Genomic DNA, 25,802 nt, shown 5'->3' with positions numbered 1-25,802 from the left:
GTTAACGGGTCATTGGGGCACATGCGGTGTGAAGAGGGGGTCAACGCGTAAATCATCTTGTCATGAACCTGCGATCCGACGGGCGGATCGCGGTCTCATGGAGGTGTTGGATGCACCGCAGACTCGCCACCGGTCTCGCCGCCTCGACCCTGGCTCTGGCAGCCGTCGTCGCCACCGCGACAGCCGCCACCGCCGCCCCCGCCGACAAGCCCCAGGTCCTTTCGAGCTGGACCCAGACCAGCGCGTCGAGCTACAGCCTCTGGGCCGCGGCCCGCGCCAACCAGACCGCCTGGTCCGCCTACGAGTTCGACTGGTCCACCGACTACTGCTCCGACTCGCCCGACAACCCCTTCGGCTTCCCCTTCGCCACCTCCTGCGCCCGCCACGACTTCGGCTACCGCAACTACAAGGCCGCCGGCGCCTTCGACGCCAACAAGTCGCGGCTCGACAGCGCCTTCTACGAGGACCTCAAGCGCGTCTGCGCCGGCTACAGCGGCGCCACCGCGACCACCTGCAACAGCACGGCGTGGACGTACTACCAGGCCGTCAAGGTCTTCGGCTGACGGACCGCGAACAGCTCAGGCGATGAGTTCGGGCGGCGCGGACGGTCTACCTGACATGACTGGCAAAGTGATCTCAGGAATGTCCATGTCTCTCGACGGCTTCATCACCGCCCCGGACGACACCCGCGCCAACCCCCTCGGCGTCGGCGGCGAACGCCTGCACCGATGGGTCCAGGAAATGGACGACGCCGACGCCCAGGTCCTCGCCGAGATGGCCGACGGCGTCGGCGCCGTCCTCATGGGCCGGCACTCCTACGACGTGTGCGAAGGCGAGGGCGGCTGGGGCGACGGAGGGCCGGTGGGGAAGGTTCCCTGTGTCGTACTCACCCACCGCGCCCCCGACCCGGCGGACGTCGTCGCCCCCGACGTGTTCACCTTCGTCACCGACGGCATCGAGTCCGCGGTGGCCCGCGCCAAGGAGACCGCCGGCGACGGGGACGTCGGGGTCCATGGTGCGAGCGTTGCCCAACACGCCCTGAACGCCGGTCTGTTGGACGAGGTGCACATCATGCTCGTTCCGGTGCTGCTGGGCGCGGGCAAGCGGCTCTTCGACCGCCTCGGCGGGCCCGTCGAACTCCGCCGGCTCTGGACGCGCGAGTCGCCGGACATCACCCACCTGCGCTTCGAGGTCCTGACCAAGCACTGACCGGGTGTCGGAGGCGGCCCGGCGCGGCTCCGCCGTCACACGGCGACGACCTCGACCCCTACCTCCTCGAACCGCCGCACCATGTCCGCCCCCACCCCCGCATCCGTCACCAGCGTGTTCACCGCCTGCGCCGAGCAGATCCGGGCGAACGCCCGCTGCCCGAGCTTGCTGGAGTCGGCCGCGACGACCACGCGCTCGGCGCGCTCGCACAGCAGGCGGTTGATCGCGGCCTCCGCCTCGTCGTGGGCCGCCGCGCCGTGCGTCACGTCGAAGGCCACCACACCCAGCACCGCCACATCGACGGTGATCTGCGAGAGCACCCCGTCCGCGAGCGGCCCGACGAGTTCGTACGACTGCGGGCGCGCGACCCCGCCGGTCAGCACGATCTTGAACTGGGGCCGTACGGCAAGCTCGTTGGCGATGTTGAGCGCGTTGGTCACGATGGTCAGCGCCGGTGTTCCGGAGGTGAGGTCACTGCGCACGGCCAGGGCGCGAGCCACCTCCGTGGTCGTCGTGCCGCCGGTCAGGCCCACCGCCTCGCCGGGCGCGACGAGTTCGGCGACCGCCTTCGCGATGCGCTGCTTCTCGGAGGCGTGCCGGGCGGGCTTGTAGCGCAACGGCAGTTCGTACGACACCCCGTGCACGACGGCGCCGCCCCGGGTGCGCACCAGCATCTGCTGCTCGGCGAGTTGGTCGAAGTCACGGCGGATCGTGGCGGCCGACACCGCGAGGTCGGCCGCGGCCTCCTCGACGTCGAGCCGACCGCGCTCGACGAGCAGCTCCAGCAGCGCCTTCCAGCGGGCGTCGCGCGACATCCGCACTCACTCTCCGTTCCTCGATTCTCCGCGACCCTAGCGCACGTCCCCTTGGTTCAATTGCTTGATTGTGCTCGAAAGCTCGCTATATCTTGCAGGAACAAGCATCAACGGGGAGGGATACGGCATGACCTATGTCGAGGACGAGCTGAACAGCCAGCCCGAGTGCTGGATACGCGCCGCGGCGGAGGCGCCCCGATACCGGGACGTACTGCCGGTGCCGGGGGAGCGGGTCGCGATCGTCGGCTGCGGCACCTCGTACTTCATGGCCCAGGCGATCGCCGCCCTGCGTGAAGGCGCCGGCCAGGGCGAGACCGACGCCTTTGCCGCCTCGGAGTTCCCGCACGGGCGGACGTACGACCGGGTCCTCGCCCTTACCCGCTCCGGCACCACCACCGAAGTGCTTGAACTCCTGCGGGAGTTGAAGGGGCGCACCCGCACCACCGCGATCACCGCCGACCCGCACACGCCGGTCATGACGGCCGCCGACGAGGTGGTCGTGCTCGACTTCGCCGACGAACGGTCCGTCGTGCAGACCCGGTTCGCGACCACCGCCGTCTCCCTGCTCCGCGCCCACCTGGGCCTGCACACCGACGCCGTGGTCGCCGACGCCCGCACCGCGCTCGCCGCCGGACTGCCCCAACAGCTCGTCGCCTGCACCCAGTTCACCTTCCTCGGCCGCGGCTGGACCGTCGGACTCGCCAACGAGGCCGGGCTGAAGATGCGCGAGGCCTCACTGTCCTGGACCGAGGCCTACCCGGCGATGGAGTACCGACACGGCCCGATCAGCATCACCACCCACGGCACCGCCACCTGGATGCTCGGCGAGGCACCCGAGGGACTCGCCCAACAGGTGGGCGCCACCGGCGGGTTGTGGATCGAGGGCGGCCTCGACCCGCTCGCCGAACTGGTCCGCGCCCAGCGCCTGGCGGTAGCCGTCGCCGCGTACCGCGACCTGGACCCCGACCGCCCGCGCCACCTCACCCGCTCGGTGATCCTCGCCCCCTGAAGCCCCGGTACTCCAGGTCAGGAAAGGGAAGACCGTGCCCCTCGTCACCACTGGCGAGCTCGTCACCCGCGCCGCCACCACCCGCTCCGCCGTCGCCGCCTTCAACATCATCACGCTGGAACACGTCGAGGCCGTCATCGCCGGCGCCGAGTGCACCGGCGCCCCCGTGGTCCTCCAAGTCAGTGAGAACGCCGTCAAGTTCCGCTACGGCCGCCTCCTCCCGCTGGCCCGCGCGGCCGTCGCCGCCGCCGAACGGGCCGCTGTACCAGTGGCGTTGCACCTCGACCACGTCCAGAGCGACGACCTGCTACGGCAGGCACAGGCCGCCGGTTTCAGCTCCGTCATGTACGACGCGGCCCGCCTGCCCTACGCCGAGAACCTCGCCGCGACCCGAGCCGCCGCCGACTGGGCACACGCCCAAGGGCTGTGGATCGAGGCCGAGTTGGGAGAGGTCGGCGGCAAGAACGGTGAGCCGCCCCTCGACGCCCACGCATCCGGCGCCCGCACCGACCCGGCCCAGGCCCGCGCCTTCGTCGCCGACTCCGGAGTGGACGCGCTGGCCGTGGCCATCGGCAGCTCGCACGCCATGACCACCCGTACGGCCACCCTCGACCACGACCTCCTCAAGCGGCTCGCCGCGACCCTGGACGTCCCCCTCGTCCTGCACGGCTCCTCAGGAGTCCCCGACGACGAACTGACCGCGGCCGTCGCCGGTGGCATCACCAAGGTCAACGTGGGCACGGCCCTCAACCAGGCGATGACCGGCGCCATCCGCGCGTTCCTCGCCGAACACCCCGAGGCGGTCGACTCCCGCAAGTACCTGAGCGTGGGACGGGAGGCGATGGCGGAGGCGGTGGCCCGGATCATCGGCGTGCTCGTCGGACGCGGTGGGGTTACCGCTTGACGGCCTTCAGGACCACGAACTTCGCGTCGCTGGCGACCAGTTGACTGTTGCCGAAGAGCCGCTTCAACTTCACGTGGTAGGCGAGATGGCGATTGCCGATCACCCAGAGCTCGCCGCCCGGCCGCAGTGCGCGCCGCGCCCCGGAGAACATCCGCCAGGCCGTCGCGTCGGTCGTCGCCTGGTGGGAGTGGAACGGCGGATTGTTCAGCACGAGGTCCACACTGTCGGCCGGGACTCCGACCAGTCCGTCCCCGACCCTGAACTCGGCATGCCCGGGTGCGCCGTTGGCCTTGTACGTGGCCTCCGCCGAGGCCACGGCCTGGAACGACTCGTCCACGAACAGGACTTCGGCCTCCGGATCGGCCAGCGACACCGCCGTACCGACGACGCCGTTGCCGCATCCGAGGTCAACGACCTTGCCGAGCCCAGGACTTGAGGGCAGATGCTGGAGGAGGAAACGCGTCCCGATGTCGAGGCGCTCGGCGCAGAACACACCCGCGTGATTGACCACGGTCCGCCCCGAGACGACACCGATGTCGTCGGGCAGGGCGTAACTGTGCGGCCAGGGGTTGGTGCCACGTGCCACCGACGACCGGGGCGTGCAGTGGATCAGCCGGGCCTTCTTCTCGGCCAGCGAGGTCCGGGTCGGGCCGAGGATCCGCTCGAACAGCTTCAGCGTCGAGGTGTGGATCTCCTTCACCATGCCGGTGCCGACGACGACGGTGTCCGCGTGCACCGCGGGCGCCAGCCGCAGCAACTGGTCCTCCAGCAGCGCCAGGCTCTTCGGCACCCTCACGAGCAGCACGTCGACGCGTTCGGGCGGCGGATCCTGGGTGGTGAGCAGCCGTACGGAATCCGCGGCGGCCTCGTTGCGCGCGAGGTTCGCCCTGGTCGCCTCCTGTGTGAGGAACGAGTCCGTGATCTGCACCGGACCGTGCTCCGCGAGCGCCGTGGCCAGGGCGCCCCAGCGGTCGCCCACGATCACGACCGTGCCGGACAGCGGGGTGTCCTGTTCCGCGAGCTGCCGCAGAAGGTATTCGTCGGAGGCGTCCCAGGCGCGCAGCCGGTCGCGCGGGTCCTCGGGGAAACGGGCCAGGGCGCGGTCGCCCCACGGAGTCGTCATTCGGTCGATATGGTCGTCCATCGTGCGCCAAGGCTAACCGAGTGCCAGCTCATGGCCGGTCGGGCCGCCCGGGAGTCCCGGAGCCGCCGCGTTCGTGTCGTGGCTCAGGCCCTCAGTTGCTGCCGCCCTGACTCAGGTCGGTGGTCTCCTTCTTGTCGAGCGGCCGAATCGTGATCTTCTTGATCATGGGTGCCTCCAGCGAAGGACGGGCAGAACCTTGTCACGGGTTCACGGGTGGACAAGTATGTCATGTACGCGTCAGATGTGGCGGGAGGGGTGCTCGGGTGACGGAATCCGTCCTGTGGGAGCGGAACGCGACATCGCCCTGGCGACCCCGGGTGAAGCCGGAGCACCGTCCCTACGTCACCCGCGACGGCCATGTCCGCATCGGAAGCGTCGTCCACGGGATCGGCGCCGAGATCGAGGACCCGGACGGCTGGGTGTGGCCGCTGACCCAGGCTCTGGACGGCACCCGCACCGCGCCCGAGATCGCCGTCGCTGTCGCCGCGGCCCACCCCGGCCTCACCGCCGAGGACGTCCTGGGAGCCATCGCCGATCTTGCCGAGGCCGGGTTCCTGGAGGACGCGTCCGCCCCGCTGCCCCCGGAGTTCTCCGAGCGCGACCGGGAGCGCTACGGCCGCGGGGTCGCCCTGCTGCGCTGGATGGACCGCTCACCCCGCACCGGGAGTTGGGAGGTGCAGCGCAGGCTGGCACGTGCGCGCGTGCTGCTCGTCGGACTCGGCGGCGCCGGCGGCGGCGCGGCCCAGGGGCTCGTCGCCTCCGGTATCGGTCACCTGCACTGCCTGGACCCCGACGTCGTGGAGCTCTCCAACCTCAACCGGCAGGTCCTCTACCGGGAACGGGACATCGGCCGCCCCAAGGTGGACGCGGCCCTGGAGTCCCTCCGTGCCCTGAACTCCGACATCGAGATCACCGGCGCCCGGCAGCGGATCGACGGCCCCGACGATCTGGAGGCACTCCTGCGCCCGGGACCGCGGAGCGGCGGCCACGACCTGCTCGTGCTGAGCGCCGACCACCCGCCCGAGATCCGCCACTGGGCCAACCGCGCCTGTCTGCGGACCGGCACACCGTGGATCGAGGGCGGCTACCGGGGACCGTACGTCACGGTCGGGGTGTTCGCGCCCGGCCGCGGTGCCTGCTTCGGGTGCCACCGCGACCAGGACACCGACTCCCGCGATCTACGGCTCGCGCCCGGCCAGGACCCGGAGTCGGTGTCACCGCGGATGGACTGGGGCCCCGTCAACGCGGTGACCGCCACCCTCGCGGCCGGCCTGCTCGTCCACGCCGCGCTCAGCACCCTCACCGGCGTGCCGGCGGTCGAACCGGGCTACCGGTACGGCATCAACCTGATGCGGCCGGGAGAGGCGGAGCTGAACCGCTATCCCCGACGCCCCGCCTGCCCGGCCTGCGGCGGGAGCGAGTCGTGAGCGACAGCGCTGCGACGGCGATCGCGGTGGGGCCGGCCTCCCGGGTGCGGCTGCACGACCTGACCCGGCGGCCGGACGGCGAGGAGTGGATCGTCGGACGCCGCGAGACCCGGACGTTCGTGGCCGTGCCTGAAGCCGGTATCCGCGTGATCCGGCTGCTGGAGCGGGGCCTGAGCGTCGAGGAGTCCCAGGAGCGGCTGCTCGCGGAGACCGGCGAGGAGGCCGACGTGGCCGACTTCGTCCGCGACCTCATCGCCCTGGGCTTCGTGGCCGAGGCGGAGGGCCGCTCGCCGGCCACCGACCCGGTACGCCCGGCGTCTCTCGCCGGACTGCGGCCCGAACACGTGCGCTTCCTGCTGAACCCATGGCTCCCGCTCCTCCCGGCCGCCCTGCTCCTCGCCGCCCTGATCGCCTTCGTGCGGCATCCCGAACTCGTGCCCACCTACCACGACCTGTTGTGGAGCGACCGGGGAAGCATCGTGATCCTCTCCGGTGCCGTCGTGGGCTGGTCGATCGTCCTGCTGCACGAGCTGGCGCACCTCGCCGTGGGCAGGGCCGCAGGCGTCCCCGGCCGGATCGGATTCGGGACCAGACTGCAGTTCCTGGTCGTCCAGACGGACATCAGCGGCATCGAACTCGCCCCCAGGCGCCACCGGTTGACGGCCTATCTCGCCGGCATCGCGGTCAACCTCGGCGTGGCCGCCACGGCGTTCCTGCTCCTCACCGTGACAGCGCCGGGCTCAGCCGTGCACCGGCTGCTCGCGGCGACGGTCCTGTGGGCGCTGCTGCCGCTCACCTTCCAGTTGATGATGTTCATGCGCACGGACGTCTACTTCGTCCTGCAGGACCTGACCGGCTGCCGCGACCTGTACGGGGACGGCCGCGCCTACGCCCGTCACCTGACGAGGCGCCTGCTGCGCCGGGAAGGCCCCGCAGCCGACCCCAGCCGTCCGCTGCCGCCGGCGGAACGGCGTGCCGTACGGGTCTACAGCGCGGTCCTGGTCGTCGGAACCACCCTCTGCCTGGCCGGACTTGCGTTCTGCACCGCTCCCGCGGACATCCGGCTCGTCGTTCGCGCGGTGGCCCACCTGCGCGCGGCGCACACCGGCGCAGACCTCGCCGACGCGCTCTTGACCCTTGCTTCCCTTGCCGCTATCCACGTGCTGTGGCTCACCACGCGCTGGCGCAACCGCCGGTCCCGTCGCGGAAGTTGACCGAAAGGTGTCCCCGCATGCCAGACCTGTTCCCGGCCACCGGGGGCACATACCTCGACCAGGACGCGTACATCGCCGACTTCGACCGCCGCTTCTGGCGCACCGACGCCGAGGGCTTCTGGAAACTGGAGCGGATGCAGAGCTACGACGAGGGGGACTTCCCCAGTTGGCAGGCGCTGCGCCACGGCGACTGGGACCGGTCCCTGCGCCTGATCGAGGAGTTGCGCCCCGAGTACGAGGAGCACTACGGCAAGATCGCGGCGGCGGGCTTCGCGATGCACCGGGTCCGTGTCGTCGAGACCCCGCTCATCCCGTACATCCAGTGGGAGTTGACCATCCTTCACACCAAGTTCGGGTACGGGGAGCGCGTCAACGTACTGGACGCCACGGAGGTGGTGGGGGAGGAGACCGAGGGTCCGCTGCCGGAGCTGTGTCTGATGGGCACCGACGCGGTGTACGTCCTCGACTACTCCCCGGCGAACGAGCCCAACGGCGCCGTCCGGCACACCGACCCCGCCACCGTGACCCGGGCCCGCACCCTCATCCAGCGCCTCTACGCGGCCGGCGAGGCCCTGGACACCTACTTCCCGCGCGAGGTGGCCGGACTGCCGGCTCCCCGCGGTCTGTGACGCCGGCCCGGGCAGAATGGCGGGCATGGACGCCGAACTCTTCCCGAGGCCCCGGACGGAGGTCGCTCCCGGCGCCGTACACCTCCCGGACTGGCTCGACACCGAGCACCAGCGCGAACTGCTGGCGGCCTGCCGCACATGGGCCCGCCCGCCCGCCGGTCTGCGCACGGTCCGCACCCCCGGCGGCGGCACGATGACCGCCCGGCAGGTGTGCCTGGGCTGGCACTGGTACCCGTACGCCTACTCCCGCACGGTGACCGACGGCGACGGCACCCCGGTGAAGCCCTTCCCGACCTGGCTCGACGAACTCGCGCGGCGGGCGGTCACCGACACACTGGGGACGCCGACGGCGTCGTACGACATCGCCCTGATCAACTTCTACGGCGGCGACGCCCGCATGGGCATGCACCGCGACGCCGACGAACAGTCCGACGCCCCCGTGGTCTCCCTCAGCCTCGGCGACACCTGCGTCTTCCGCTTCGGCAACACCGAAACCCGGACCAAGCCGTACACGGACGTCGAGTTGAGGAGCGGTGACTTGTTCGTGTTCGGCGGTCCGTCGAGGCTGGCGTATCACGGGGTGCCGAGGGTCTACGAGGGCACTGCGCCAAGGGAGTTGGGGCTGAGGGGCAGGTTGAATGTCACGCTCAGGGTGAGCGGGTTCTAGGGGCGCGGGGCTCTGTCGATATGCGGCTCCGCCGCGTGGGCGCGACCAGCCACCGCCGCCGCACTTTGATCACGGCCCTTCATCGGAACACCGGTCACCTCTCCCGTCTGCGGATCATGGGAGACTCGCCCTCATGAGCGGCAAGGCGGACCCCCGGCCGGCGGGGGATGGGACCACCTCAAGAGCGCGGCTGGACCGGGGCCGCGGAGCCCTCGGCCCCGCGCTGGAGCTGGTGCACACCGGCCGCGCCCCCACCCGCGCCGTACTCACCGCGGAACTCGGGGTGACCCGGGCGACGGCCGGCGCGGTAGCCGCCGAGCTGGAGGCCCTCGGCCTGATCAGGGTCGACGCCAGGCCCGGCGCCGCGGCCGGTTCGCAGGGCCGCCCCTCGCACCGGCTGGCGCTGGCCGAGGACGGCCCCGTCGTGCTCGCCGCGCAGGTGCACGCCGACGGTTTCCGCGCCGCATTGGTAGGGCTCGGCGGCCAGATCGTCGCGACCGCCCCCGGCTGCGAGGCCGTGGACGCCGACCCGGCGAAGGTGCTCGGCTCGGTGGTGGAGGCCGGCGCGGATCTCCTGCGCGAGACCGGCCGGCGGTGCGTGGGCGCCGGGCTCGCCGTACCGTCCGCCGTGGCCGAGCCCGACGGCCTGGCGCTGAACCCCCTGCACCTGGCCTGGCCCGCGGGCGCACCCGTGCGGCGGATCTTCGCCGAGTGCGTGCGAGCGGCCGGCCTCACCGGACCCGCCTTCGCGGGCAACGACGTCAACCTCGCCGCGCTCGCCGAGCACCGGCACGGCGCGGGCCGCGGCGCCCGCGACCTGCTGTGCGTGGCGACCGGACACCGGGGTGTGGGCGGCGCGCTGGTGCTCGACGGGCGTCTGCACACCGGGAGTTCGGGCCTGGCGCTCGAAGTCGGGCACCTCACCGTGAACCCCGAGGGCCGCCCCTGTCACTGCGGCAGCCGCGGCTGCCTCGACGTCGAGGCCGACCCGCTCGCCTTCCTCACGGCCGCCGGTCGCGAACCCGGCCCCGAGGTCTCCCTGCTCCAGGAGTCCAACGAGCTGATCCGCCGCCACTACGACGACCCGTCCGTCCGGAAGGCCGCCGAGACCTTGATCGACCGGCTCGGGCTTGGCCTCGCGGGACTGGTGAACATCCTGAATCCGGACCGGATCATCCTCGGCGGACTGCACCGCACCCTCCTCGACGCCGACCCGGACCGGCTGCGCGCGGTCGTCGCCGACCGGAGCCTGTGGGGGCAGAGCGGAGGCGTGCCGATCCTCGCCTGCACCCTGGACCACAACAGCCTGGTCGGGGCAGCCGAGTTGGCGTGGCAGCCGGTCCTCGACGACCCGCTGGCGGCACTGTCCTGACAGCGGGCGGTGCCGCCCGGCGGACGCCGTGGAAAAGGTGTGTGGTGGGCCCGTTGGGTCCGTGACCCGAGTGGGTCTATCGTCGGAAACCTAAGGCCAGAGGATGGAGGCGGCCGGTGATGCCGCAGGACGAGCCCGTGATCGGATGCACGGGAGAGGTGATCATCGAGACCCGGGGAAGCGCGGGGCCCGGCGAGATCCTCGTGCGGGTCCGGGGCGGCTCCGAGACATTCCTGGCCTGGTCGGATGATCCCCTGCCCACGGGGGCCAGGGTGCTCGTGATCGAGTCCCGTGGACGACGTGCCGTGCACGTCATCGAGTGGGCGGATCCATTGGACGCGCTGGACGGCGAACCCGCCGGCGCAGAGTGAGGAGCAAGACATGTTCGGTTACCGCGTTCCCGCCCCCGATGAGGCGATGCTGATCTCGGGTGGCAGGCGGGGACTGGGGGGCGCGCCGTTCCGAGTGGTGACGGGGCACGGAAAGTTCGTGCTGCCGGTTTTCCGCAAGACCCGTTTTCTCACGCTGTCGATGTGCGAGGCCGAGGTCACCGAGACCTGTGTGACCCGCCAGGGCATCGCGCTGCACGTCCGCGCCGTGATCGCGTTCAAGGTCGGCAACGACACCGAGAGCATCATCAACGCGGGCCAGCGCTTCCTCTCCGACCAGGACCAGATGTCGGTGCTGACCGGCCGGATCTTCGCCGGTCACCTGCGGTCCATCATCGGCTCGATGACGGTCGAGGAGATCGTCACGGAGCGGCAGAAGCTCGCCGCCGAGGTGCTGGACACGTCAAAGGTCGAGATGGCCAAGATCGGCCTGATCGTGGACTCGCTGCAGATCCAGTCGATCGACGACGGCGAGGTCGGCTACATCGAGGCCATGTCCGCGCCGCACAAGGCGGCCATCCAGCGGCAGGCCCAGATCGCCCAGGCCCAGGCCACCCAGGCCTCCGTCGAGGCGGAGCAGGTCGCGGCCCGCAACCAGGCCGAGTACGCCCGGCAGACCGCGGTGGTCAAGGCCGAGTACTCGGCCGAGGTCGACCGCGCCCAGGCGCAGGCCGCGCAGGCCGGACCGCTCGCGCAGGCCCACGCCCAGCAGGAGGTGCTGGCCGCGCAGACCGAACTGGCCCAGCGCCAGGCCGAGTTGCGCCAGCAGCAGCTGGTCGCCGAGATCGTCAAGCCGGCCGAGGCCGAGGCTCAGCGGATCAAGCTGCTCGCCATCGCCGAGGCGGAACGCATGAAGATCCAGGCCGAGGCGGCGGCGTCGTACGACCGGGTCGCCCTCGACCGGATGCTGATCGACCAGCTTCCGCAGATCGTGAAGGAAGCGGCGGGGGGTCTTGCCGGCGCCAACGTCAACGTCCTCAACGGTGCGGACGGGCTCGGCGAGATCGCCGCGGGCCTGGTCTCGCAGGGCCTCACGATCCTGGACTCGGTCCGGGGGAACCTGAGCGGGTCGGACCCCGACGGGCGCCGTCCCGGCGACGAGGTCAAGAACCTGCTCCAGCTGCAGGCGAAGAAGGACGAGAAGAAGAACGACGGGCCGGTCGACCTGGACTGAGCGCTCCGCCGGAAGTACCGGGAGGTTCGTCGGTCCAGTGCGGCGCCACCGTGGCTGGTCGCGCCCGCGCGGCGGCAGCCGCACATCACATACAGCCCCGCGCCCCTTTGGAGCGCCTAAGGCGCCGTGAGGCTCCACAGGGCTGCCACCAGGGGGCGGCGCAGGTCCGTCCGTCGTACGCAGAGCCCGATCGGGAACGGTTCCGGTGGTGGGTCCGCCGTGATCACCGCCAGCCGTTCCCGTACGGCGCTGTTGTCCAGGACGAGGCGGGGGACCACGCCCGTCCCGCAGCCCAGCGCGACCAGGGTCAACAGGCCTTCGTGGCCGTCCGGTTCGCAGGCCACGTCGGGTGTCGTGCCCCGGGTGCGGAACCAGCGGTCGGCCGCCTCGCGGACCAGACCCCGGTGCGGGAGGACGAACGGGCCGTCGAGACCCGGGTCGGGACGGTCGCGGGCGGTGACCAGGACCAGTTCGGTCACCGCGACCGTCCGGCTCACCAACGGCTCCGGGAGCCGCGCCGGGATGCCCGCGACCGCCACGTCGACCTCGCCCTCGTCGAGGCGGGCCAGCGCCGCCGCCGCGTCGCCGGTCCGCAGATCGAGCCGTACCTGAGGATGCGCGGCTCGGAAGGGCGCCAACAGGTCGGGCAGCAGGGCCTGGCAGGCGGTCACCGTCGCGAACAGGGCCAGCCTGCCCGTGAGTTCGGCCGGGTCGGGATGCTCCTCGCGGTAGGCACGCCACAACTCCAGTGCCTGGACGGCGTATTCACGGAAGCGGTGCCCCTCCGCGGTCAGGGAGACCCCGCGCGCCCCGCGGTCGAAGAGCCGGTGTCCGAGGTCGGCCTCCAGCCGCTGCACGGTCCGCGTGAGGGTCGCCGGACTGACATGGCAGTCGAGACTCGTCCGCCCGAAGTTCAGCGTCTGCGCCAGATGCAGGAAAAGCCGTAGCTCCCGATGGTCGTCCCGCATACCGTGACCTGGCCCTTTCACCTCACGCAACAGCCCGCTGCGCAGGTTGCGCTTGCCGCAACACCTGCCCGGAGCCTACAACTCCACCATGACCTCGACCACGTACACCTCCGCCGTCTTCACCCTCGAAACGATGGACGTGCCCGGCGGCACGGAGACCATCCTGCGCGGCGGACGGCACCTCTTCCCGCTGCTCCCGCAGGCCTTCGCCGGCGTCCGCCGTGTCGGCGTCATCGGCTGGGGCCCGCAGGGGCGCGCCCAGGCCCGCAACCTGCGCGACTCCCTCGCCCGTACGGACATCCGGGTGAGCGTCGGCCTGCGCCCCGGCTCGGCATCGGCGGCCGACGCCCGCGTGCACGGCTTCACCGAGGAGGACGGCACCCTCGGCGACTGGCTCGCGGTCACCGCAGAGAGCGACCTGGTGATCCTGCTCATCGCGGACGCCGCCCTCGCCGCCCACCACGAGCAGATCTTCGCGGCCCTCAGGCCCGGCGCCACCGTCGGCCTCTCGCACGGCTTCCTGCTCGGTCATCTCCGGGCCACCGGCGGGGAGTTCCCGCCCGGACACGGAGTCATCGCCGTCTGCCCCAAGGGCATGGGCGACTCCGTGCGCCGGCTCTACGAGCAGGGCGCCGAGATCAACGGCGCGGGTATCAACAGCAGTTACGCGGTCCACGCCGACCCCGACGGCAGGGCCACCGACCGCGCGCTCGGCTGGTCGGTCGCGCTCGGCTCGCCGTACACCTTCCGCACCACCCTGGAGAGCGAGTACCGCTCAGACATCGTCGGCGAACGCGCGATCCTGCTCGGCGCCGTCCACGGCATCGTCGAGAGCCTCTTCACGCGCTACCGCCTGACCGGCGACGACGCGGTGACCGCGTACGAGCGCTCCTGCGAGAACGTCACCGGCCCGATCGCCCGCACCATCTCCCAGGCTGGACTCCGCGCCGTCCGCGAGGAGTTGGACCCGGCCGGACGGGAGGTCTTCGACCGCGCGTACTCGGCGACCTACGGCCCCGCCCGCGAGATCGTCGCCGAGATCTACGACGAGGTCGCCGACGGCACCGAGCTGCGCAGCGTCGTCCTGGCCGAACGGCGGCTCGGGGCACGGGAGATGAGCGGGATCGGCGGTTCCCCGATGTGGGCCGTGGGAGCGGAGGTGCGGGCGCGCCGGGCCGAACGGGTCCTGCCCGTCGAGCCGTTCACCGCCGGGGTGTTCGTGGCGACGATGACCGCCCAGGTCGACGAGTTCGCCGAGCGCGGCCACCCCTGGTCGGAGATCGTCAACGAGTCCGTCATCGAGGCCGTCGACTCGCTGCTGCCCTACATGCACGCCCGTGATGTGGCCTACATGGTCGACAACTGCTCCCGCACGGCCCGCCTGGGCGCCCGGCGCTGGGGTCCGCGCTTCCAGGCGGCCTACGAGCAGATCGCCTACCCGGCGTCCGAACTCCCGGCGGACGGAGCCCTGTTGGAGGCCTTCGGCACCCACCCCATGCACGAGGCCCTCGCCGCGGCGGCGAAACTGCGCCCCTCCGTGGACATTTCGGTGGCCTAGCTCGGCGGTCCGGCTCAGCGTGGGGACCCGAACGGCAGGGCGTCCTGGTAGGCGTTCACCGGCTTGGCGACCTTCTCGACGGTGACACCGTCGAGCGCGGCCACGGCGGAACTCGTCCCCAGGGTTCCGCCCGCGTGCCAGGTCCCGGTGATCGTCACCCAGGTGTTGGCGGACAGGGCCGGGATGCCGTAGACCCGCACCTTGATGGACTGGGCGTCCGCCGCGCAGCACGAGATCATGATGCGGGTCAGGTCCCAGTAGGCGGATCCCTTGTCGGGCGTGACGAACCCGGTCATCTGGACGGTGCGGTCCTTGATGGCCCGTTTGCGGTCCTGCTGCACGCGGGTGGTGAAGTCCGTGAGGGTCATCGGCAGCGGCGAGGTCGCGGGCAGCGGATCGAAGGCGTCCTGTACCGGGACGGCCTTGGTGGCCGCGCGGGAGGCGGTGTAGGCGCCGAGGGCGGGCGGGGCGTAGAAGAGGAGGCTGAGCGCGGGGAGGAAGAGCAGCCAGGCGATGCGGGGGACCTTGGAGTGGTTGTGGCCCATGTGCTCTTCGGGGTGTTCGGTGTGGTTCTCGCCTATGTGGTGATCGTCCACACTCGGGTTCTGCCGGGACCGTGACCACGCCTCCGCGATGCCGAGCAGGATCAGCAGGAACCCGGACACGACGAGCATCGGGCGCATGCTCGGCTTGACGTAGCGCAGGCACAGGTCGGTGAAGAGCGAGGCGTGCAGCAGGCCCAGGCCGCTGAGGACGAGCAGGGTCACCTGGAGAGGGCGTCTCACAGCAGTACGGCTCCGATCAGCGCGCTGGACAGCACCGCGACGACCGTCGTGGCGGCGGAGAAGCGAGCCGCGAAGGCCCGGCCGAACGTGCCCGCCTGGAGGGCGATCAGCTTCAGGTCGACCATGGGGCCCACGACCATGAAAGCGAGCCGGGCAGTGGGGGAGAAGCCCGTGAGGGAGGACGCCACGAACGCGTCGGCCTCGGAGCAGACCGCGAGGATGATCGCGAGCGCTGCCAGGAACAGCACGGAGAGCCAGGGCGAGCCGGCGAAGGTGTCGAGCACCGAGCGCGGGACCGCGACGTTGAAGGTCGCCGCCGCCATCGCGCCGACGACCAGGAACCCGCCCGCGTGCAGGAAGTCGTGCTGGAAGCCGGTGCGGAACTCGGTGAAGCGGCTGTGCCCCGGCCGGTGCCCGGTGTGCCGCGCGACCGGCCGCAGCCACTCCTCGCGCCCCAGCCAGAGCCACAGCCAGCCCATCACCACGGCGGTCGCGAGCGAGGCGAGCAGCCGGGCCAGCACCATGACCGGGCTGGCAGGAAACGCGATCGCGGTGGCGGTCAGCACGACCGGGTTGATCGCGGGCGCCGAGAGCAGGAACGCGAAAGCGGCGGCCGGGGTGACCCCGCGCCCGATCAGACTGTTCGCGACCGGCACCGACGCGCACTCGCAGCCCGGCAGCACGACCCCCGCCATCCCGGCCACCGGCACGGCGAACACGGCCCGCTTGGGCAGCACCTTCGTGAACACCCGCGCCGGCACGAACGCGTTGATCGCCCCCGACAGAGCCGTACCGAGCAGCAGGAAGGGCAGCGCCTGCGTGGTGATGGCGAGACACACGGTCCGCCAGGCCTGCACGGCCGGCGCGTCCAGCCACCGCCCGACGACGAACAGCATCAGCCCCGGAACGACGGCCGCCCCGAGCAGCATGAGCGGCCAGGACCGGGGCCACCCGGTCGCCGTGACATCCGCCTCCGCCGCTCTCGGCGGCTCCACCGTCGTCGTCTGCACACGAGCTCCACATGTTCGATGTTCGCGTCGAACATAGCGGGCCCGCCTCAGCCCTCGGCGACCGCCTCCGGCGCGAGGGCGTACTGCACGGCACGGCCTAGCGCGTCGAGGCGTGCGGGGTCGGCGCGCGATGCGTCGATACGGACGAAGGGCATGGGGGAATCTCCGTCAACCCCACTCGACGGAGAACGCCTTGGCGGGGTTCTCCGTGAACACCCGCCCCACCAACTCCTCACCCAGCTCCACCGCGAGCCGTGGCCGCACCCGCCGCAGCAGGTACGGCATCCCCGGACCGCCGTCCACCGAGCGCGCCCCGGCGACCACCGTGTCCCCGCCGAGCAGCAGCCGGTCGCCGAACCCTGCCTCGGCCAGCGCCCGGACCGCGTCAGGCATCCGCCAGTCCGTGGCGTGGTGGGCACGGGACGGGCCGTCGAACGCCAGGTAGGCGCCCGCGTCGGCGGCCTGTCGCTGGACCACCGGGTCGGGGGAGCGGTTGAGGTGGCCGAGGATCACCCGGTGCGGTTCGACCCCCAACTTGCCGCACAGCAGGTCGAGTACGTCGAGAGCGCCCGTGCCCAGCTCCAGATGGACGGCGATGGGCGCGCCCGTCGCGCGGTGGGCCTCGGCCGCGGCGGTCATCGTCCAGCGGGCGTGCGCGTCGAGTCCGTGGAAGCCGCCCGCGACCTTGATGATCCCGGCGCGGACCCCGGACTGACCGACGCCTTCCGTCAGTTCGGAGACGAAGACCTCGGCCAGCCCGCCACGCAGACTCTCCAGCAACTCCGGGCTGTAGTGCGCCGCTTGGTGCAACCCGGTCGCGCAGACCACGTGCACCCCCGTCGACCGGGACAGCTGCGGCAGATCGACGACCCGCCGCCCCATCCCGTACGGCGTCCACTGCACGACGCTGCCCCCGCCGACGGAACGGAACACGTTCAACTCGGCCCGCGCGGCCGAGGCGTCGCCCAATTCCTGGCCGGGGAGTTGCGGGCTGCGGATGAAGAGGTGGTCGTGCGCGTCGCACAGACCCAACAGCCGTGGATCCACATCCCCAAGTACCGTACGGACGCGGGCATTTACCACTGTCGCCCCCGCGGTAACCCGCCCCGCCCCGGCGCCGATAGGTGCAGCACCTGGAACACGTCTCCCTCCGCCTTCGGCGACTCGTGCTCCCAGAGCGAGAAGTGGACGAGCTCCCAGCTGTACGGGTCCACGGCCGCCGCCGCGAGCACCGCGCCGTCCTCACCGGCCAGCCGCCGGGTCTCACCCACCGCGTCCTCCATCACCGCTGCCAACTCCCCACTCCCTGCTATCCGTTGACGCTGCCGCACGGCGACGGCCGCCGGTGCACCCGCGGCGCCGCCCTCCTCGTAGGCGAGGCCCGTCCACTGCGACACCTCAGGTCGCCCGAAGTCGTTGACGAGCCCCTGGAAGGCGCCGCCCCAGAGGAAGCGGTTCATGCCCTCGACCGTGTTCCACAGATAGAACGGCGCGTACTGGTTGACCGGCGAACCGTGCACCCCGCGCTCGCGCAGGAGATACGCCTTGAAGCCGAGCCCGTCCCAGTCGTCGAGCAGCTGCCCGACCCGCGCGACCCGGCCCCGGATGATGCCCATGTCGTAGTCCGCGGGCAGAGTGAGTCCGTACTGCATCGCGTGCATCAAGTGCCTCCTCAGGCCGGGTAGTTCGCAGGGTCGACATGCTCGTACCAACAGGCGGTCGTATCGTCCTCCGCGGCCTCGACGACCGCGAGATGCGTCATGAACGTGCGCGGTGCGGCGCCGTGCCAGTGCCACTCGTCCGGTTCGATCCACACTGTGTCGCCCGCGCGGATCGGCTCGACGGCACCGCCCTTGCGCTGCACCAGACCCTCGCCCTCCGTCACGTGCAGCACCTGGCCGTGCGGGTGTGTGTGCCACGCCGTGTGCGCGCCCGGCGTGAAGTGCACGCTGAACATCCTTATCCGGGACGGTGGTTGGGGCGAGGCAATTTCGTCGAGCCACACCGTGCCGGTGAAGTTCTCTGCCGGTCCCTGCCGTGTGTCGGGGTGCTTCCTGCTGATCCGCACGTACCTGGACTCCTATCGGGAGGACATGGGCGAGAGAAGGGAGAGCAGTCCCCGGACACCGGCGTCGAAGGCGGCCGGCGACCCGGACGCGCGGGCGAGCACATACCCGCCCTGCACGGTCGCGAGGATGGTGGCGGCGATCTCCTCGCCGTCCAGCTCCGACCCGAACTGCCCCTGCTCCTTGCCCTCTTCGACGATTCCGGCGAGCCGCTCACGGATCGCGTCGAGCGTCGCGTCGACCGGTTCCCGCAGCTCGGCGCTGGCGATCACGTCCGGATCCATCGTCAGCCGCCCGACCGGACACCCGCGCAGCACATCGCGCTCGCGCCGCAGATAGGCCTCGATCCGCTCGTACGGCGTGCCGGGCCCGTCGAGTACTCCCTCGGCGGTGGCCAGCAACTCCTCGGCCGTCCGCCGGATCGCGGCCAGCGCCAGCTCCGGCTTGCCCTTGAAGTGGTGGTACATGCTGCCCTGCCCGGCGCCCGCGCGCTCCAGGATCGCCTTGGGGCTGGTGCCGACGTAGCCGCGCTCCCACAACAGCTCGCGGGTGGACTCGATCAGTCGCTCCGGGGTGCTCATGCCCGGACTGTACATACTAGTAGGTACAGAAGTCGAGAAGTTATCGACGGGCGGCGGGAGCAGCCGGAACGACCCCGCGTACTCCCCGGGAGGTACGCACACTGCCGCTGGCCGTACGACGACCCGGACCCCTCCCAGGAGCCAGTCTCGATGCATCACCGGACATCACAGGAAGCCCATCGAGGGCTCCGGACTCCTTGGAGATGAATCGACATGCAGACTCTGGCGAACTGGAACGGCGGCGGCCCCGGCCCGTGGATCCTGTTCTTCCCGCTGATCTGGGCGGCCGTGGTGGTCGGCGTGGTGACCGTCCTGCGCCGCACGGTCTGGCGCGGTCGCGGGATCGGGCGTGGCGGACCGTGGCGCGCGATGGCCGACACCCGCCCCACCGGCGACTCCCCGCTCGCCGTCCTCGGCCGCCGCTTCGCCTCCGGCGAGATCGACGAGGACGAGTACTGGCGCCGCCTGTCCGTCCTGGACGAGCAGTTCGGCCGCACCGCCGGCAAGGGAGGCGGCGCGGCATGACCACCGCGACCACCACCCGCACGGCCGCGCGGGTCGTCGACGCCGTCAAGGTGTACGGCGTCGGCGACACCGCCGTACGCGCCCTGGACGGGGTGAGCGTCGATTTCCCGGCCGGCCGCTTCACCGCGATCATGGGCCCCTCGGGCTCCGGCAAGTCCACCCTGATGCACTGCGCGGCCGGACTCGACACGCTCACCTCGGGTGCCGCGTACATCGGCGACACGGAACTCGGCTCCCTCGACGACCGCCGCCTCACCCTCCTCCGCCGCGACCGCGTCGGCTTCGTCTTCCAGGCGTTCAACCTGGTGCCGACGCTGACCGTCGCGGAGAACATCACCCTGCCCCTCGACCTCTCCGGAACCAGGGGCGACCGGGAGTGGATCGACGCACTCGTCGACGTCGTAGGCCTGCGCGACCGGCTCCACCACCGCCCCTCGGAACTCTCCGGCGGCCAGCAGCAACGCGTCGCCGTGGCAAGGGCGTTCGCGGGCCGGCCGGAGGTCGTCTTCGCCGACGAGCCGACCGGCAACCTCGACTCGCGCTCCGGCGGCGAGGTCCTCGGTCTGCTCCGCCGTGCCGTAGCGCAGACGGACCGCACGGTCGTGATGGTGACCCACGACCCGGTAGCCGCCGCCCACGCGGACGAGGTCGTCTTCCTCGCGGACGGACGCCTGGTGGACCGTATGGAAGCCCCCACGGCCGAAAAGGTCCTGGACCGCCTGAAGGCCTTCGAGGACGTGAGGTCATGAACGCGTCCGTGCGCCTGAGCATGTCCTCCCTGCGGGCCCACAGAAGGCGCTTCGCCGGTACGTTCCTCGCCGTGTTCCTCGGGGTCGCCTTCCTCGCCGGGACCCTCGTCATGGGCGACACCCTGCGCGCCAACTTCGACACCATGTTCGGCGACGCGACCAGCGGCACGGACGCGGTGGTCCGCAGCGCCGACGCCATCACGACACCCGGCGAGAGCCAGGGCGTTCGGCAACCGGTGAGCACAGCCCTGGTGAAGACCGTCGACCAAGTCCCCGGCGTCGCGGCCGCCGCCCCCAGCATCCAGGGCGCGGGCCAACTCGTCGGCGCCAACGGCGAGGCCATCGGTGGCAAGGGCCCGCCCACCCTCGCCGGCAACTGGATCACCGACCCGGAACTCAACCCGTACCGCCTCGCGGAAGGCCGAACTCCGGCCAGGTCGGGTGAGGTTGTCATCAACCGGGGTGCCGCCGACAAGGGCCACCTGAAGATCGGTGACACGACGACCCTGCGCACCCCCGACCCCGTCAAGGTGACGATCGTGGGCCTCGCGACCTTCGGCGGCGAGGACGGCATGGCACAGGTGACGTTCACCGGCATGACCCAGTCCGACGCCGAGAAGTACCTCACGGCGAAACCGGGCGAGGCGGCGAGCATCCAGGTCCGGGCCGGCCCGGGCGTAAGCCAACAGGCACTGGTCGACCGCCTGAATCCCGTACTCCCCAAGGGAGTTGAGGCGATCACGGGTCAGAAGTCGGCGCAGGAGAACACGGACATGATCTCGTCCCAGTTCCTGACCATCTTCACCACGTTCCTCCTGGTGTTCTCCGGCATCGCCCTCCTGGTCGCGACCTTCTCCATCCACAACACGTTCGCGATCGTCATCGCCCAACGCACCCGCGAGAACGCCCTGTTGAGGGCCCTCGGCGCCTCCCGCCGCCAGGTCACCGCGGCCACCGTCACCGAGGCGAGCGTCGTCGCCGTGACCGCGTCGGCCGCCGGACTGGCGGGCGGCATCGGCATCGCGGCCGGACTGAAGATGCTGTTCCCGGCGATCGGATTCCCGTTCCCCGGGGGCGACTTGGTGATCCGGACGCTCTCCATGGTCCTGCCCCTCGCGGTCGGCATCATCGTCTGCCTCGGCTCGGCACTCATGCCGGCGGTACGAGCGGGCCGCACCGCACCCCTGGCGGCGCTGCGCGAGACGGCCGTCGACCAGTCAGGCGCGTCCCGCGTCCGAGCGGTGACGGGAATGGCCCTCGCCGCCTTCGCGATGGGAGCCACCCTCACCGGCGTACTGATCTCACCGTCCTTGCTGCTGGCGGGACTTGGGGCGGTACTCGCTCTGGTCGCCTTCGTGGTCCTCGGTCCGGTCGCCTCCTCCACGGCGGTCCGCGTCCTGGGCAGCCCCCTCGACCGCCTGCGCGGGGTCACCGGCGGACTGGCCCGACGCAACGCCCTGCGCAGCCCCCGCCGTACGGCCGCCACCGCGAGCGCGCTGATGATCGGGGTGGCCGTGGTGTCCCTGTTCACCGTGTTCGGCGCCTCGTTGAAGGCGACGATGGACCAGACGGTGTCCCGCTCCTTCGCCGGTGACGTGGCCGTCAGCACCCCGTCCTTCGGCGCGGGTGGCAGCGGCCTGAGCCCCCGACTCGCCGGAGCCATCGGCAAGTTGCCCGAGGTGGACACGGCAGTGGGACTTGGCCGAGGAGTAGCCGAAGTAGACGGCAAGGGACGGGCGTTGACGGTGACGGACCCCACCGCCCTGGCCCGCACCTTCGACCTGGGAACGGTCCACGGCTCCCTGAACACCCTCGGCACCGACGGCATCGCCATCACCAAGACAGAGGCCGACCGCCAACACCTGACCACCGGCAGCAAGGCCCAACTCACCTTCACCGACGGCAAGAACCAGACCTTCACAGTCCGAGCGGTCTACGGCGAGTCCGAACTCGCCGGCGACTACGTCATCACCCGCGCGGCCTGGGCCCCGCACCGCACCCAGGACTCCGACACACTCGTCGCCGTCTCCTTCAAGAACGGCGTGAGCACGGCCAAGGGCAAGGCGGCGGTCGAGAAGGTCGCGACCCACTACGGCAACCCACAGGTCCAGACCCGCCACGCATACGCGCAGTCCTCGGCCGGCGGCATCGACATGATGCTGACCCTCGTCTACGCGCTGCTGGCCCTGGCGGTCCTGATCGCGCTCCTGGGCATCGCCAACACCCTCACCCTGGCGATCCACGAACGCACCCGCGAACTGGGCCTGTTGAGGGCAGTAGGCCAGACCCGTTCCCAACTCCGGGCGATGGTCCGCTGGGAGTCGGTCCTGGTCGCGGCCTTCGGCACCGTCGGCGGCCTCACCCTCGGCGCCTTCCTGGGCTGGGTCCTGGTCAAGGCCTCGGACGGAGCGAGCGACAGCACCTTCGCCTTCGCACTCCCACCGGTTCAACTCGTGGTGGTGACCCTGGTGGGCGTCGCCGCAGGTGCCCTTGCGGGCCTGCGCCCGGCACGCCGAGCGGCACGACTGGACGTACTGCGGGCGATTGCCACCGAGTGATCGAACACCGGTAGAGAAGCGAACGGCGTCAACCTTCACCAGGGGTGCGGGCCCACCAAGTCGACTGTCCCCACGACGACGGCCGAGAGGGAGCCGTAGGGGCGCGCCGGTGTTGAGAGCCCCAGCGCGCGGAGGCGCGCAGCGCCGAGCACGCTGGGGCTCTCAACACCGGCTTCCAGCGCCCCGAAGGCGACCGAACCAAAAGAAGGTGCTGCCGTGGGTGTCGCGCCGTCTCAACACCGGCCGGCCCAACAACCTCGCTGTCTCAACATGAAGGCACCAGCCCCGCCTCGGGCATCCAGGAGACGCCCCCCCCGCAACCCATAACGAATCACCGCCCGATCAACCGGCAACGGCGGACCGGGCGGGAGCGTGTTGGGGCCGGTGGCCGTCGACCGGGTGCTCGACCTCGGTGACGAACCGGTGCGCGGGTTTCTCCGCGGCCGTACGGCGCGGCGGACGAGCCGGCGTAGCCGTCGCGGACGAGGGTGCGGTGAGCGTGAACCACACGACCTTGCCGGACTCACCGTCCGGCCGCACCCCCCAGTTCTCGCTCACCGCGGCGACCATCGCGAGCCCCCGGCCACAAGTGGCCGTAGGCGAAACCTCGTCGATGTCGCCCACCACCGGAAGCCGGGGATCGCGATCGCGCACCGAGACCATCAGCTGGTCCAGCAGCAGCTCGATCTCGACGACGCACGTCTTGTCGGGCTGGGCGTGCCGGTGGACGTTGGTCAGAAGCTCTGTGACACCGAGCGCGGCCCGGTCTATCAGAGGATCCAGATGCCAGTAGCGCAATTGCGCAGATACGATTCTGCGGACCTGGCCGATCCGCGACGGCAGGGCTTGGAGCTCCACCGTGCAGTGCCTGCTTGGGTGACTGATCACGGCTGCGACTCCCCGACTGAGGTCCGGAAGAACACGGAGTTCGGATCCAGCGAGGTGGTCGGAGAAACGGCCGCCTGCTGTTGTGTCCGGCGGGCTGGTTCGCAGCGTTATCGCCGGTAAACCCAGAGTGACGTGAGACCAGAGTGGCTCAGGAGCCGCGGTCCCGCAACTCGCGGCCGGCCTCTGCTCCTCAATGGCGCGGAACAGCCGCTGCGCGACCCGGATGAACCACTCCACGGCACGGACCGGTCGCTCCATCACGTGCCCCGGCCACTCCACCGCGCGACCGCTCCACCGCACGGATGGGCCGCCGCACGGAGAACCCGCCGCGAGGTTCAGCCGCCCCGCCCAGCCGCCTTGCGCACGGCCTCGATGAACCGGCGTGCCGCGGGCGGACCCGGCTGCCCGGGCGCGGGGTCGTGTTCGCCGAGGGTCAACAGATACCTGTTGCCGTTGAGGTCGGCCAGCGCCCGATCCTCGGGTGCGAACCAGGGTTTCGACGCACGCACCGCCTGCACCGGCGCGCTGTCGATCTCGCTGCCGTAACTGGTGAGCAACTCAAGCCTGCCGTCATTGATCCGGACCTGTCCGGCCCGGGTGAGCGAACGCAGCCGCTTCCCGATCCGCACGCCCGTGGCCGTGAACTCCGGCTCCGCCATGCTTCCCCGCCCCCTTGGTCCAGGACATCTGGTGATCCAGTGTGCGCCCCCGTTCAGGACGTTCGTCCCGCTCCGGTGCAGTCTGCCCGCCTGGGCCGTCGAGCACCAGTACGTACCACCCGGTCACGGTAAGTATCCGGAGCACTCGCGCGAGTGCGCCCCCGAGCTCCGTCGCCGGCGCATCGCAAAGCCGTAGCAAACCCGTCGCCAGCGCATCGCAAGCCCGCCGAAGCCCTGCCCCCAGGGCCGCCTTTGAGCCGCCCAAAGGCATGTTTATGCAGGTGAGAAGCGTGCGGAAGGTGCATATGATCGAAGCGTCGGCCGCGCGAGGCGCCGTCGGCGCAACGCGTAAGGAGCCCCGCCGTGAGCACCACCCCCCAGGCCCAGACCGGTGCCACCCTCGACGTCGACCGCAGCGACGCCGCCTACCGGAGCTGGCTGAAAGAAGCCGTCCGCAAGGTCCAGGCCGACGCCAACCGCTCCGCCGACACCCACCTGCTCCGGTTCCCGCTCCCGGAGCAGTGGGGCATCGACCTGTACCTGAAGGACGAGTCGACCCACCCCACAGGCAGCCTCAAACACCGCCTCGCCCGCTCCCTCTTCCTCTACGGCCTCTGCAATGGCTGGATCCGGCCCGCCCGCCCGGTGATCGAGGCATCCAGTGGTTCGACGGCGGTCTCCGAGGCGTACTTCGCCAAGCTGATCGGGGTGCCCTTCATCGCGGTCATGCCGCGCACGACCAGCGCCGAGAAGATCCGCCTGATCGAATTCCACGGCGGGCAGTGCCACTTCGTGGACGACCCGCGCAAGATGTACGAGGAGTCGGCCACCCTCGCGGTGGAGACCGGCGGCCACTACATGGACCAGTTCACCTACGCGGAGCGGGCCACGGACTGGCGCGGCAACAACAACATCGCCGAATCCATCTTCCGCCAGCTGGAGTTGGAGCGTTTCCCGGAGCCCGCGTGGATCGTCGCGACGGCCGGCACCGGCGGTACCTCGGCGACTCTCGCGCGCTATGTCCACTACATGCAGCACGACACCCGTGTCTGTGTCGCCGACCCGGAGAACTCCTGTTTCTTCGAGGGCTGGACCACCGGCGATCCGGACGTCACCCGCGACTGCGGCTCCCGCATCGAGGGCATCGGCCGCCCCCGGATGGAACCGAGCTTCGTCCCCGGCGCCATCGACCGCATGATGAAGGTCCCGGACGCGGCCAGCGTCGCCGCAGTGAGAGCGCTGGAACAAGCCATCGGCCGCAAGGCGGGCGGCTCCACCGGCACCGGCCTCTGGAGCGCCCTCAAAATCATCGCCGAGATGGTCGCAACCGGCCAACAGGGCAGCGTGGTAACCCTGTTGTGCGACCCGGGCGACCGCTACCTGGACAAGTACTACTCGGACACGTGGCTGACGGAACAGGGCCTGGACATCGCCCCGTACAGCAAGGCGATCGCGACGCTTCTGGCAACGGGAGTATGGCCAACCTGAGCTGGACGAACGCC

At 71.0% G+C, this 25,802-nt stretch carries 27 protein-coding genes; 16 read left to right on the top strand and 11 right to left on the bottom strand.

Translation table 11 applies throughout. The features are described from left to right. Positions 1 to 110 precede the first annotated feature (110 nt). Positions 111 to 563, top strand: coding sequence for a phospholipase (locus tag OG496_RS07965; protein WP_405970184.1), 453 nt, complete (start codon positions 111 to 113; stop codon positions 561 to 563). 22 nt (positions 564 to 585) lie between these two features. Then, positions 586 to 1,209: a dihydrofolate reductase family protein gene (locus OG496_RS07960; RefSeq protein ID WP_366495158.1), complete on the top strand. Its 624-nt coding sequence runs from the start codon at positions 586 to 588 to the stop codon at positions 1,207 to 1,209. A 35-nt stretch (positions 1,210 to 1,244) separates the two neighbouring features. Here the strand turns inward: OG496_RS07960 and OG496_RS07955 are convergent, their stop codons facing one another. Then, positions 1,245 to 2,024, bottom strand: coding sequence for a DeoR/GlpR family DNA-binding transcription regulator (locus OG496_RS07955; RefSeq protein ID WP_405970183.1), 780 nt, complete (start codon positions 2,022 to 2,024; stop codon positions 1,245 to 1,247). A 127-nt stretch (positions 2,025 to 2,151) separates the two neighbouring features. Here OG496_RS07955 and OG496_RS07950 point away from each other — a divergent pair, with 127 nt between their 5' ends. Beyond that, positions 2,152 to 3,033, top strand: coding sequence for an SIS domain-containing protein (locus tag OG496_RS07950; RefSeq protein ID WP_366495156.1), 882 nt, complete (start codon positions 2,152 to 2,154; stop codon positions 3,031 to 3,033). A gap of 34 nt (positions 3,034 to 3,067) precedes the next feature. Further along, positions 3,068 to 3,937 carry a ketose-bisphosphate aldolase gene (locus tag OG496_RS07945; protein WP_405970182.1) on the top strand — a complete coding sequence of 290 codons (870 nt, stop codon included), beginning with the start codon at positions 3,068 to 3,070 and terminating at the stop codon, positions 3,935 to 3,937. Here the strand turns inward: OG496_RS07945 and OG496_RS07940 are convergent. Next, positions 3,927 to 5,060 carry a methyltransferase gene (locus tag OG496_RS07940; protein WP_399393100.1) on the bottom strand — a complete coding sequence of 378 codons (1,134 nt, stop codon included), beginning with the start codon at positions 5,058 to 5,060 and terminating at the stop codon, positions 3,927 to 3,929. The two genes, OG496_RS07945 and OG496_RS07940, sit on opposite strands and share 11 nt — an antisense overlap. 284 nt (positions 5,061 to 5,344) lie before the next feature. Here OG496_RS07940 and OG496_RS07935 point away from each other — a divergent pair, with 284 nt between their 5' ends. The 7 genes from OG496_RS07935 to OG496_RS07905 all read left to right on the top strand — a co-directional run bounded on the left by OG496_RS07935 (position 5,345) and on the right by OG496_RS07905 (position 11,953). Further along, the gene (locus OG496_RS07935; protein ID WP_405970181.1) at positions 5,345 to 6,508 is read left to right on the top strand and encodes a HesA/MoeB/ThiF family protein; all 1,164 of its coding nucleotides are present in this window, start codon (positions 5,345 to 5,347) and stop codon (positions 6,506 to 6,508) included. Then, on the top strand, positions 6,505 to 7,722 hold the full coding sequence (locus OG496_RS07930) for a hypothetical protein (RefSeq protein WP_405970180.1): 1,218 nt from the start codon (positions 6,505 to 6,507) through the stop codon (positions 7,720 to 7,722). Before OG496_RS07935 ends, OG496_RS07930 begins: the two co-directional genes overlap by 4 nt. Positions 7,723 to 7,739: 17 nt before the next feature. Further along, entirely contained in the window at positions 7,740 to 8,351 is a 612-nt protein-coding gene (locus OG496_RS07925) for a DUF6879 family protein (RefSeq protein WP_366495152.1), read from the top strand. A 25-nt stretch (positions 8,352 to 8,376) separates the two neighbouring features. After that, entirely contained in the window at positions 8,377 to 9,018 is a 642-nt protein-coding gene (locus tag OG496_RS07920; protein ID WP_405970179.1) for an alpha-ketoglutarate-dependent dioxygenase AlkB family protein, read from the top strand. A gap of 133 nt (positions 9,019 to 9,151) precedes the next feature. Then, positions 9,152 to 10,390, top strand: a complete 1,239-nt coding sequence (locus tag OG496_RS07915) for an ROK family protein (RefSeq protein WP_366495150.1) — start codon at positions 9,152 to 9,154, stop codon at positions 10,388 to 10,390. 119 nt (positions 10,391 to 10,509) lie between these two features. Continuing rightward, positions 10,510 to 10,761, top strand: coding sequence for a hypothetical protein (locus tag OG496_RS07910; RefSeq protein ID WP_033278775.1), 252 nt, complete (start codon positions 10,510 to 10,512; stop codon positions 10,759 to 10,761). Between the two features lie 10 nt (positions 10,762 to 10,771). Then, the gene (locus OG496_RS07905; protein ID WP_366495149.1) at positions 10,772 to 11,953 is read left to right on the top strand and encodes an SPFH domain-containing protein; all 1,182 of its coding nucleotides are present in this window, start codon (positions 10,772 to 10,774) and stop codon (positions 11,951 to 11,953) included. Positions 11,954 to 12,069: 116 nt separating this feature from the next. Here the strand turns inward: OG496_RS07905 and ilvY are convergent, their stop codons facing one another. Next, on the bottom strand, positions 12,070 to 12,921 hold the full coding sequence (ilvY, locus tag OG496_RS07900) for an HTH-type transcriptional activator IlvY (RefSeq protein ID WP_405970178.1): 852 nt from the start codon (positions 12,919 to 12,921) through the stop codon (positions 12,070 to 12,072). An 88-nt stretch (positions 12,922 to 13,009) separates the two neighbouring features. On the opposite strand from ilvY, the gene OG496_RS07895 reads away from it, so the two are divergent. Further along, a complete protein-coding gene (locus tag OG496_RS07895) occupies positions 13,010 to 14,479 on the top strand; it encodes a ketol-acid reductoisomerase (protein ID WP_405970177.1) in 1,470 nt (489 codons plus the stop codon). 14 nt (positions 14,480 to 14,493) lie between these two features. Here the strand turns inward: OG496_RS07895 and OG496_RS07890 are convergent, their stop codons facing one another. The 6 genes from OG496_RS07890 to OG496_RS07865 form a co-directional block, all read right to left on the bottom strand. Continuing rightward, positions 14,494 to 15,264: a TIGR03943 family putative permease subunit gene (locus OG496_RS07890; protein WP_405970176.1), complete on the bottom strand. Its 771-nt coding sequence runs from the start codon at positions 15,262 to 15,264 to the stop codon at positions 14,494 to 14,496. Next, the gene (locus OG496_RS07885; protein WP_366495145.1) at positions 15,261 to 16,274 is read right to left on the bottom strand and encodes a permease; all 1,014 of its coding nucleotides are present in this window, start codon (positions 16,272 to 16,274) and stop codon (positions 15,261 to 15,263) included. The genes OG496_RS07890 and OG496_RS07885 overlap by 4 nt, the downstream gene beginning before the upstream one ends. A 168-nt stretch (positions 16,275 to 16,442) precedes the next feature. Next, entirely contained in the window at positions 16,443 to 17,357 is a 915-nt protein-coding gene (locus OG496_RS07880) for a phosphotriesterase (protein ID WP_405970175.1), read from the bottom strand. Beyond that, positions 17,351 to 17,935, bottom strand: a complete 585-nt coding sequence (locus OG496_RS07875; RefSeq protein WP_405970174.1) for a DUF4865 family protein — start codon at positions 17,933 to 17,935, stop codon at positions 17,351 to 17,353. The genes OG496_RS07880 and OG496_RS07875 overlap by 7 nt, the downstream gene beginning before the upstream one ends. Before the next feature lie 11 nt (positions 17,936 to 17,946). Beyond that, a complete protein-coding gene (locus OG496_RS07870) occupies positions 17,947 to 18,342 on the bottom strand; it encodes a cupin domain-containing protein (protein WP_405970173.1) in 396 nt (131 codons plus the stop codon). A gap of 12 nt (positions 18,343 to 18,354) precedes the next feature. Continuing rightward, complete coding sequence (locus tag OG496_RS07865; protein WP_405970172.1) at positions 18,355 to 18,921, bottom strand: TetR/AcrR family transcriptional regulator; 567 nt, start codon at positions 18,919 to 18,921, stop codon at positions 18,355 to 18,357. A gap of 213 nt (positions 18,922 to 19,134) precedes the next feature. Between OG496_RS07865 and OG496_RS07860 the strand changes: the two genes are divergently transcribed. From OG496_RS07860 to OG496_RS07850, 3 genes are read left to right on the top strand one after another with little or no spacing between them, the layout of a single operon-like run. Next, positions 19,135 to 19,446, top strand: coding sequence for an SHOCT domain-containing protein (locus OG496_RS07860; protein WP_405970171.1), 312 nt, complete (start codon positions 19,135 to 19,137; stop codon positions 19,444 to 19,446). Continuing rightward, positions 19,443 to 20,195 (top strand): ABC transporter ATP-binding protein, encoded by a 753-nt coding sequence (locus OG496_RS07855; protein ID WP_405970170.1) that lies wholly within the window; start codon positions 19,443 to 19,445, stop codon positions 20,193 to 20,195. The genes OG496_RS07860 and OG496_RS07855 overlap by 4 nt, the downstream gene beginning before the upstream one ends. Continuing rightward, complete coding sequence (locus OG496_RS07850; protein WP_405970169.1) at positions 20,192 to 22,753, top strand: ABC transporter permease; 2,562 nt, start codon at positions 20,192 to 20,194, stop codon at positions 22,751 to 22,753. Before OG496_RS07855 ends, OG496_RS07850 begins: the two co-directional genes overlap by 4 nt. Before the next feature lie 342 nt (positions 22,754 to 23,095). On the opposite strand, the gene OG496_RS07845 is transcribed toward OG496_RS07850, so the two are convergent. Both OG496_RS07845 and OG496_RS07840 read right to left on the bottom strand, forming a co-directional pair. Next, entirely contained in the window at positions 23,096 to 23,641 is a 546-nt protein-coding gene (locus OG496_RS07845; protein ID WP_366495137.1) for an ATP-binding protein, read from the bottom strand. Positions 23,642 to 23,976: 335 nt separating this feature from the next. Continuing rightward, entirely contained in the window at positions 23,977 to 24,300 is a 324-nt protein-coding gene (locus OG496_RS07840; RefSeq protein ID WP_019058105.1) for a hypothetical protein, read from the bottom strand. A gap of 363 nt (positions 24,301 to 24,663) precedes the next feature. Between OG496_RS07840 and OG496_RS07835 the strand changes: the two genes are divergently transcribed. Further along, a complete protein-coding gene (locus tag OG496_RS07835; protein WP_405970168.1) occupies positions 24,664 to 25,788 on the top strand; it encodes a PLP-dependent cysteine synthase family protein in 1,125 nt (374 codons plus the stop codon). Positions 25,789 to 25,802: the final 14 nt, after the last annotated feature.

Origin of the sequence: Streptomyces sp. NBC_00988, assembly GCF_045162645.1 — a bacterium.
Lineage (GTDB): Bacteria > Actinomycetota > Actinomycetes > Streptomycetales > Streptomycetaceae > Streptomyces.
The sequence above is the reverse complement of the archived record's forward strand: the minus strand, read 5'-3'. Positions and strand labels throughout refer to the sequence as shown.

Bases quoted from the DNA above. Each gene is read 5' to 3' on its own strand.
- OG496_RS07965 (WP_405970184.1), top strand. From the start codon at position 111: ATGCACCGCAGACTCGCCACCGGTCTCGCCGCCTCGACCCTGGCTCTG.
- OG496_RS07960 (WP_366495158.1), top strand. From the start codon at position 586: ATGAGTTCGGGCGGCGCGGACGGTCTACCTGACATGACTGGCAAAGTG.
- OG496_RS07955 (WP_405970183.1), bottom strand. From the start codon at position 2,024: ATGTCGCGCGACGCCCGCTGGAAGGCGCTGCTGGAGCTGCTCGTCGAG.
- OG496_RS07950 (WP_366495156.1), top strand. From the start codon at position 2,152: ATGACCTATGTCGAGGACGAGCTGAACAGCCAGCCCGAGTGCTGGATA.
- OG496_RS07940 (WP_399393100.1), bottom strand. From the start codon at position 5,060: ATGACGACTCCGTGGGGCGACCGCGCCCTGGCCCGTTTCCCCGAGGAC.
- OG496_RS07925 (WP_366495152.1), top strand. From the start codon at position 7,740: ATGCCAGACCTGTTCCCGGCCACCGGGGGCACATACCTCGACCAGGAC.
- OG496_RS07920 (WP_405970179.1), top strand. From the start codon at position 8,377: ATGGACGCCGAACTCTTCCCGAGGCCCCGGACGGAGGTCGCTCCCGGC.
- OG496_RS07915 (WP_366495150.1), top strand. From the start codon at position 9,152: ATGAGCGGCAAGGCGGACCCCCGGCCGGCGGGGGATGGGACCACCTCA.
- OG496_RS07910 (WP_033278775.1), top strand. From the start codon at position 10,510: ATGCCGCAGGACGAGCCCGTGATCGGATGCACGGGAGAGGTGATCATC.
- OG496_RS07905 (WP_366495149.1), top strand. From the start codon at position 10,772: ATGTTCGGTTACCGCGTTCCCGCCCCCGATGAGGCGATGCTGATCTCG.
- ilvY (WP_405970178.1), bottom strand. From the start codon at position 12,921: ATGCGGGACGACCATCGGGAGCTACGGCTTTTCCTGCATCTGGCGCAG.
- OG496_RS07895 (WP_405970177.1), top strand. From the start codon at position 13,010: ATGACCTCGACCACGTACACCTCCGCCGTCTTCACCCTCGAAACGATG.
- OG496_RS07875 (WP_405970174.1), bottom strand. From the start codon at position 17,935: ATGCACGCGATGCAGTACGGACTCACTCTGCCCGCGGACTACGACATG.
- OG496_RS07865 (WP_405970172.1), bottom strand. From the start codon at position 18,921: ATGAGCACCCCGGAGCGACTGATCGAGTCCACCCGCGAGCTGTTGTGG.
- OG496_RS07860 (WP_405970171.1), top strand. From the start codon at position 19,135: ATGCAGACTCTGGCGAACTGGAACGGCGGCGGCCCCGGCCCGTGGATC.
- OG496_RS07855 (WP_405970170.1), top strand. From the start codon at position 19,443: ATGACCACCGCGACCACCACCCGCACGGCCGCGCGGGTCGTCGACGCC.
- OG496_RS07850 (WP_405970169.1), top strand. From the start codon at position 20,192: ATGAACGCGTCCGTGCGCCTGAGCATGTCCTCCCTGCGGGCCCACAGA.
- OG496_RS07840 (WP_019058105.1), bottom strand. From the start codon at position 24,300: ATGGCGGAGCCGGAGTTCACGGCCACGGGCGTGCGGATCGGGAAGCGG.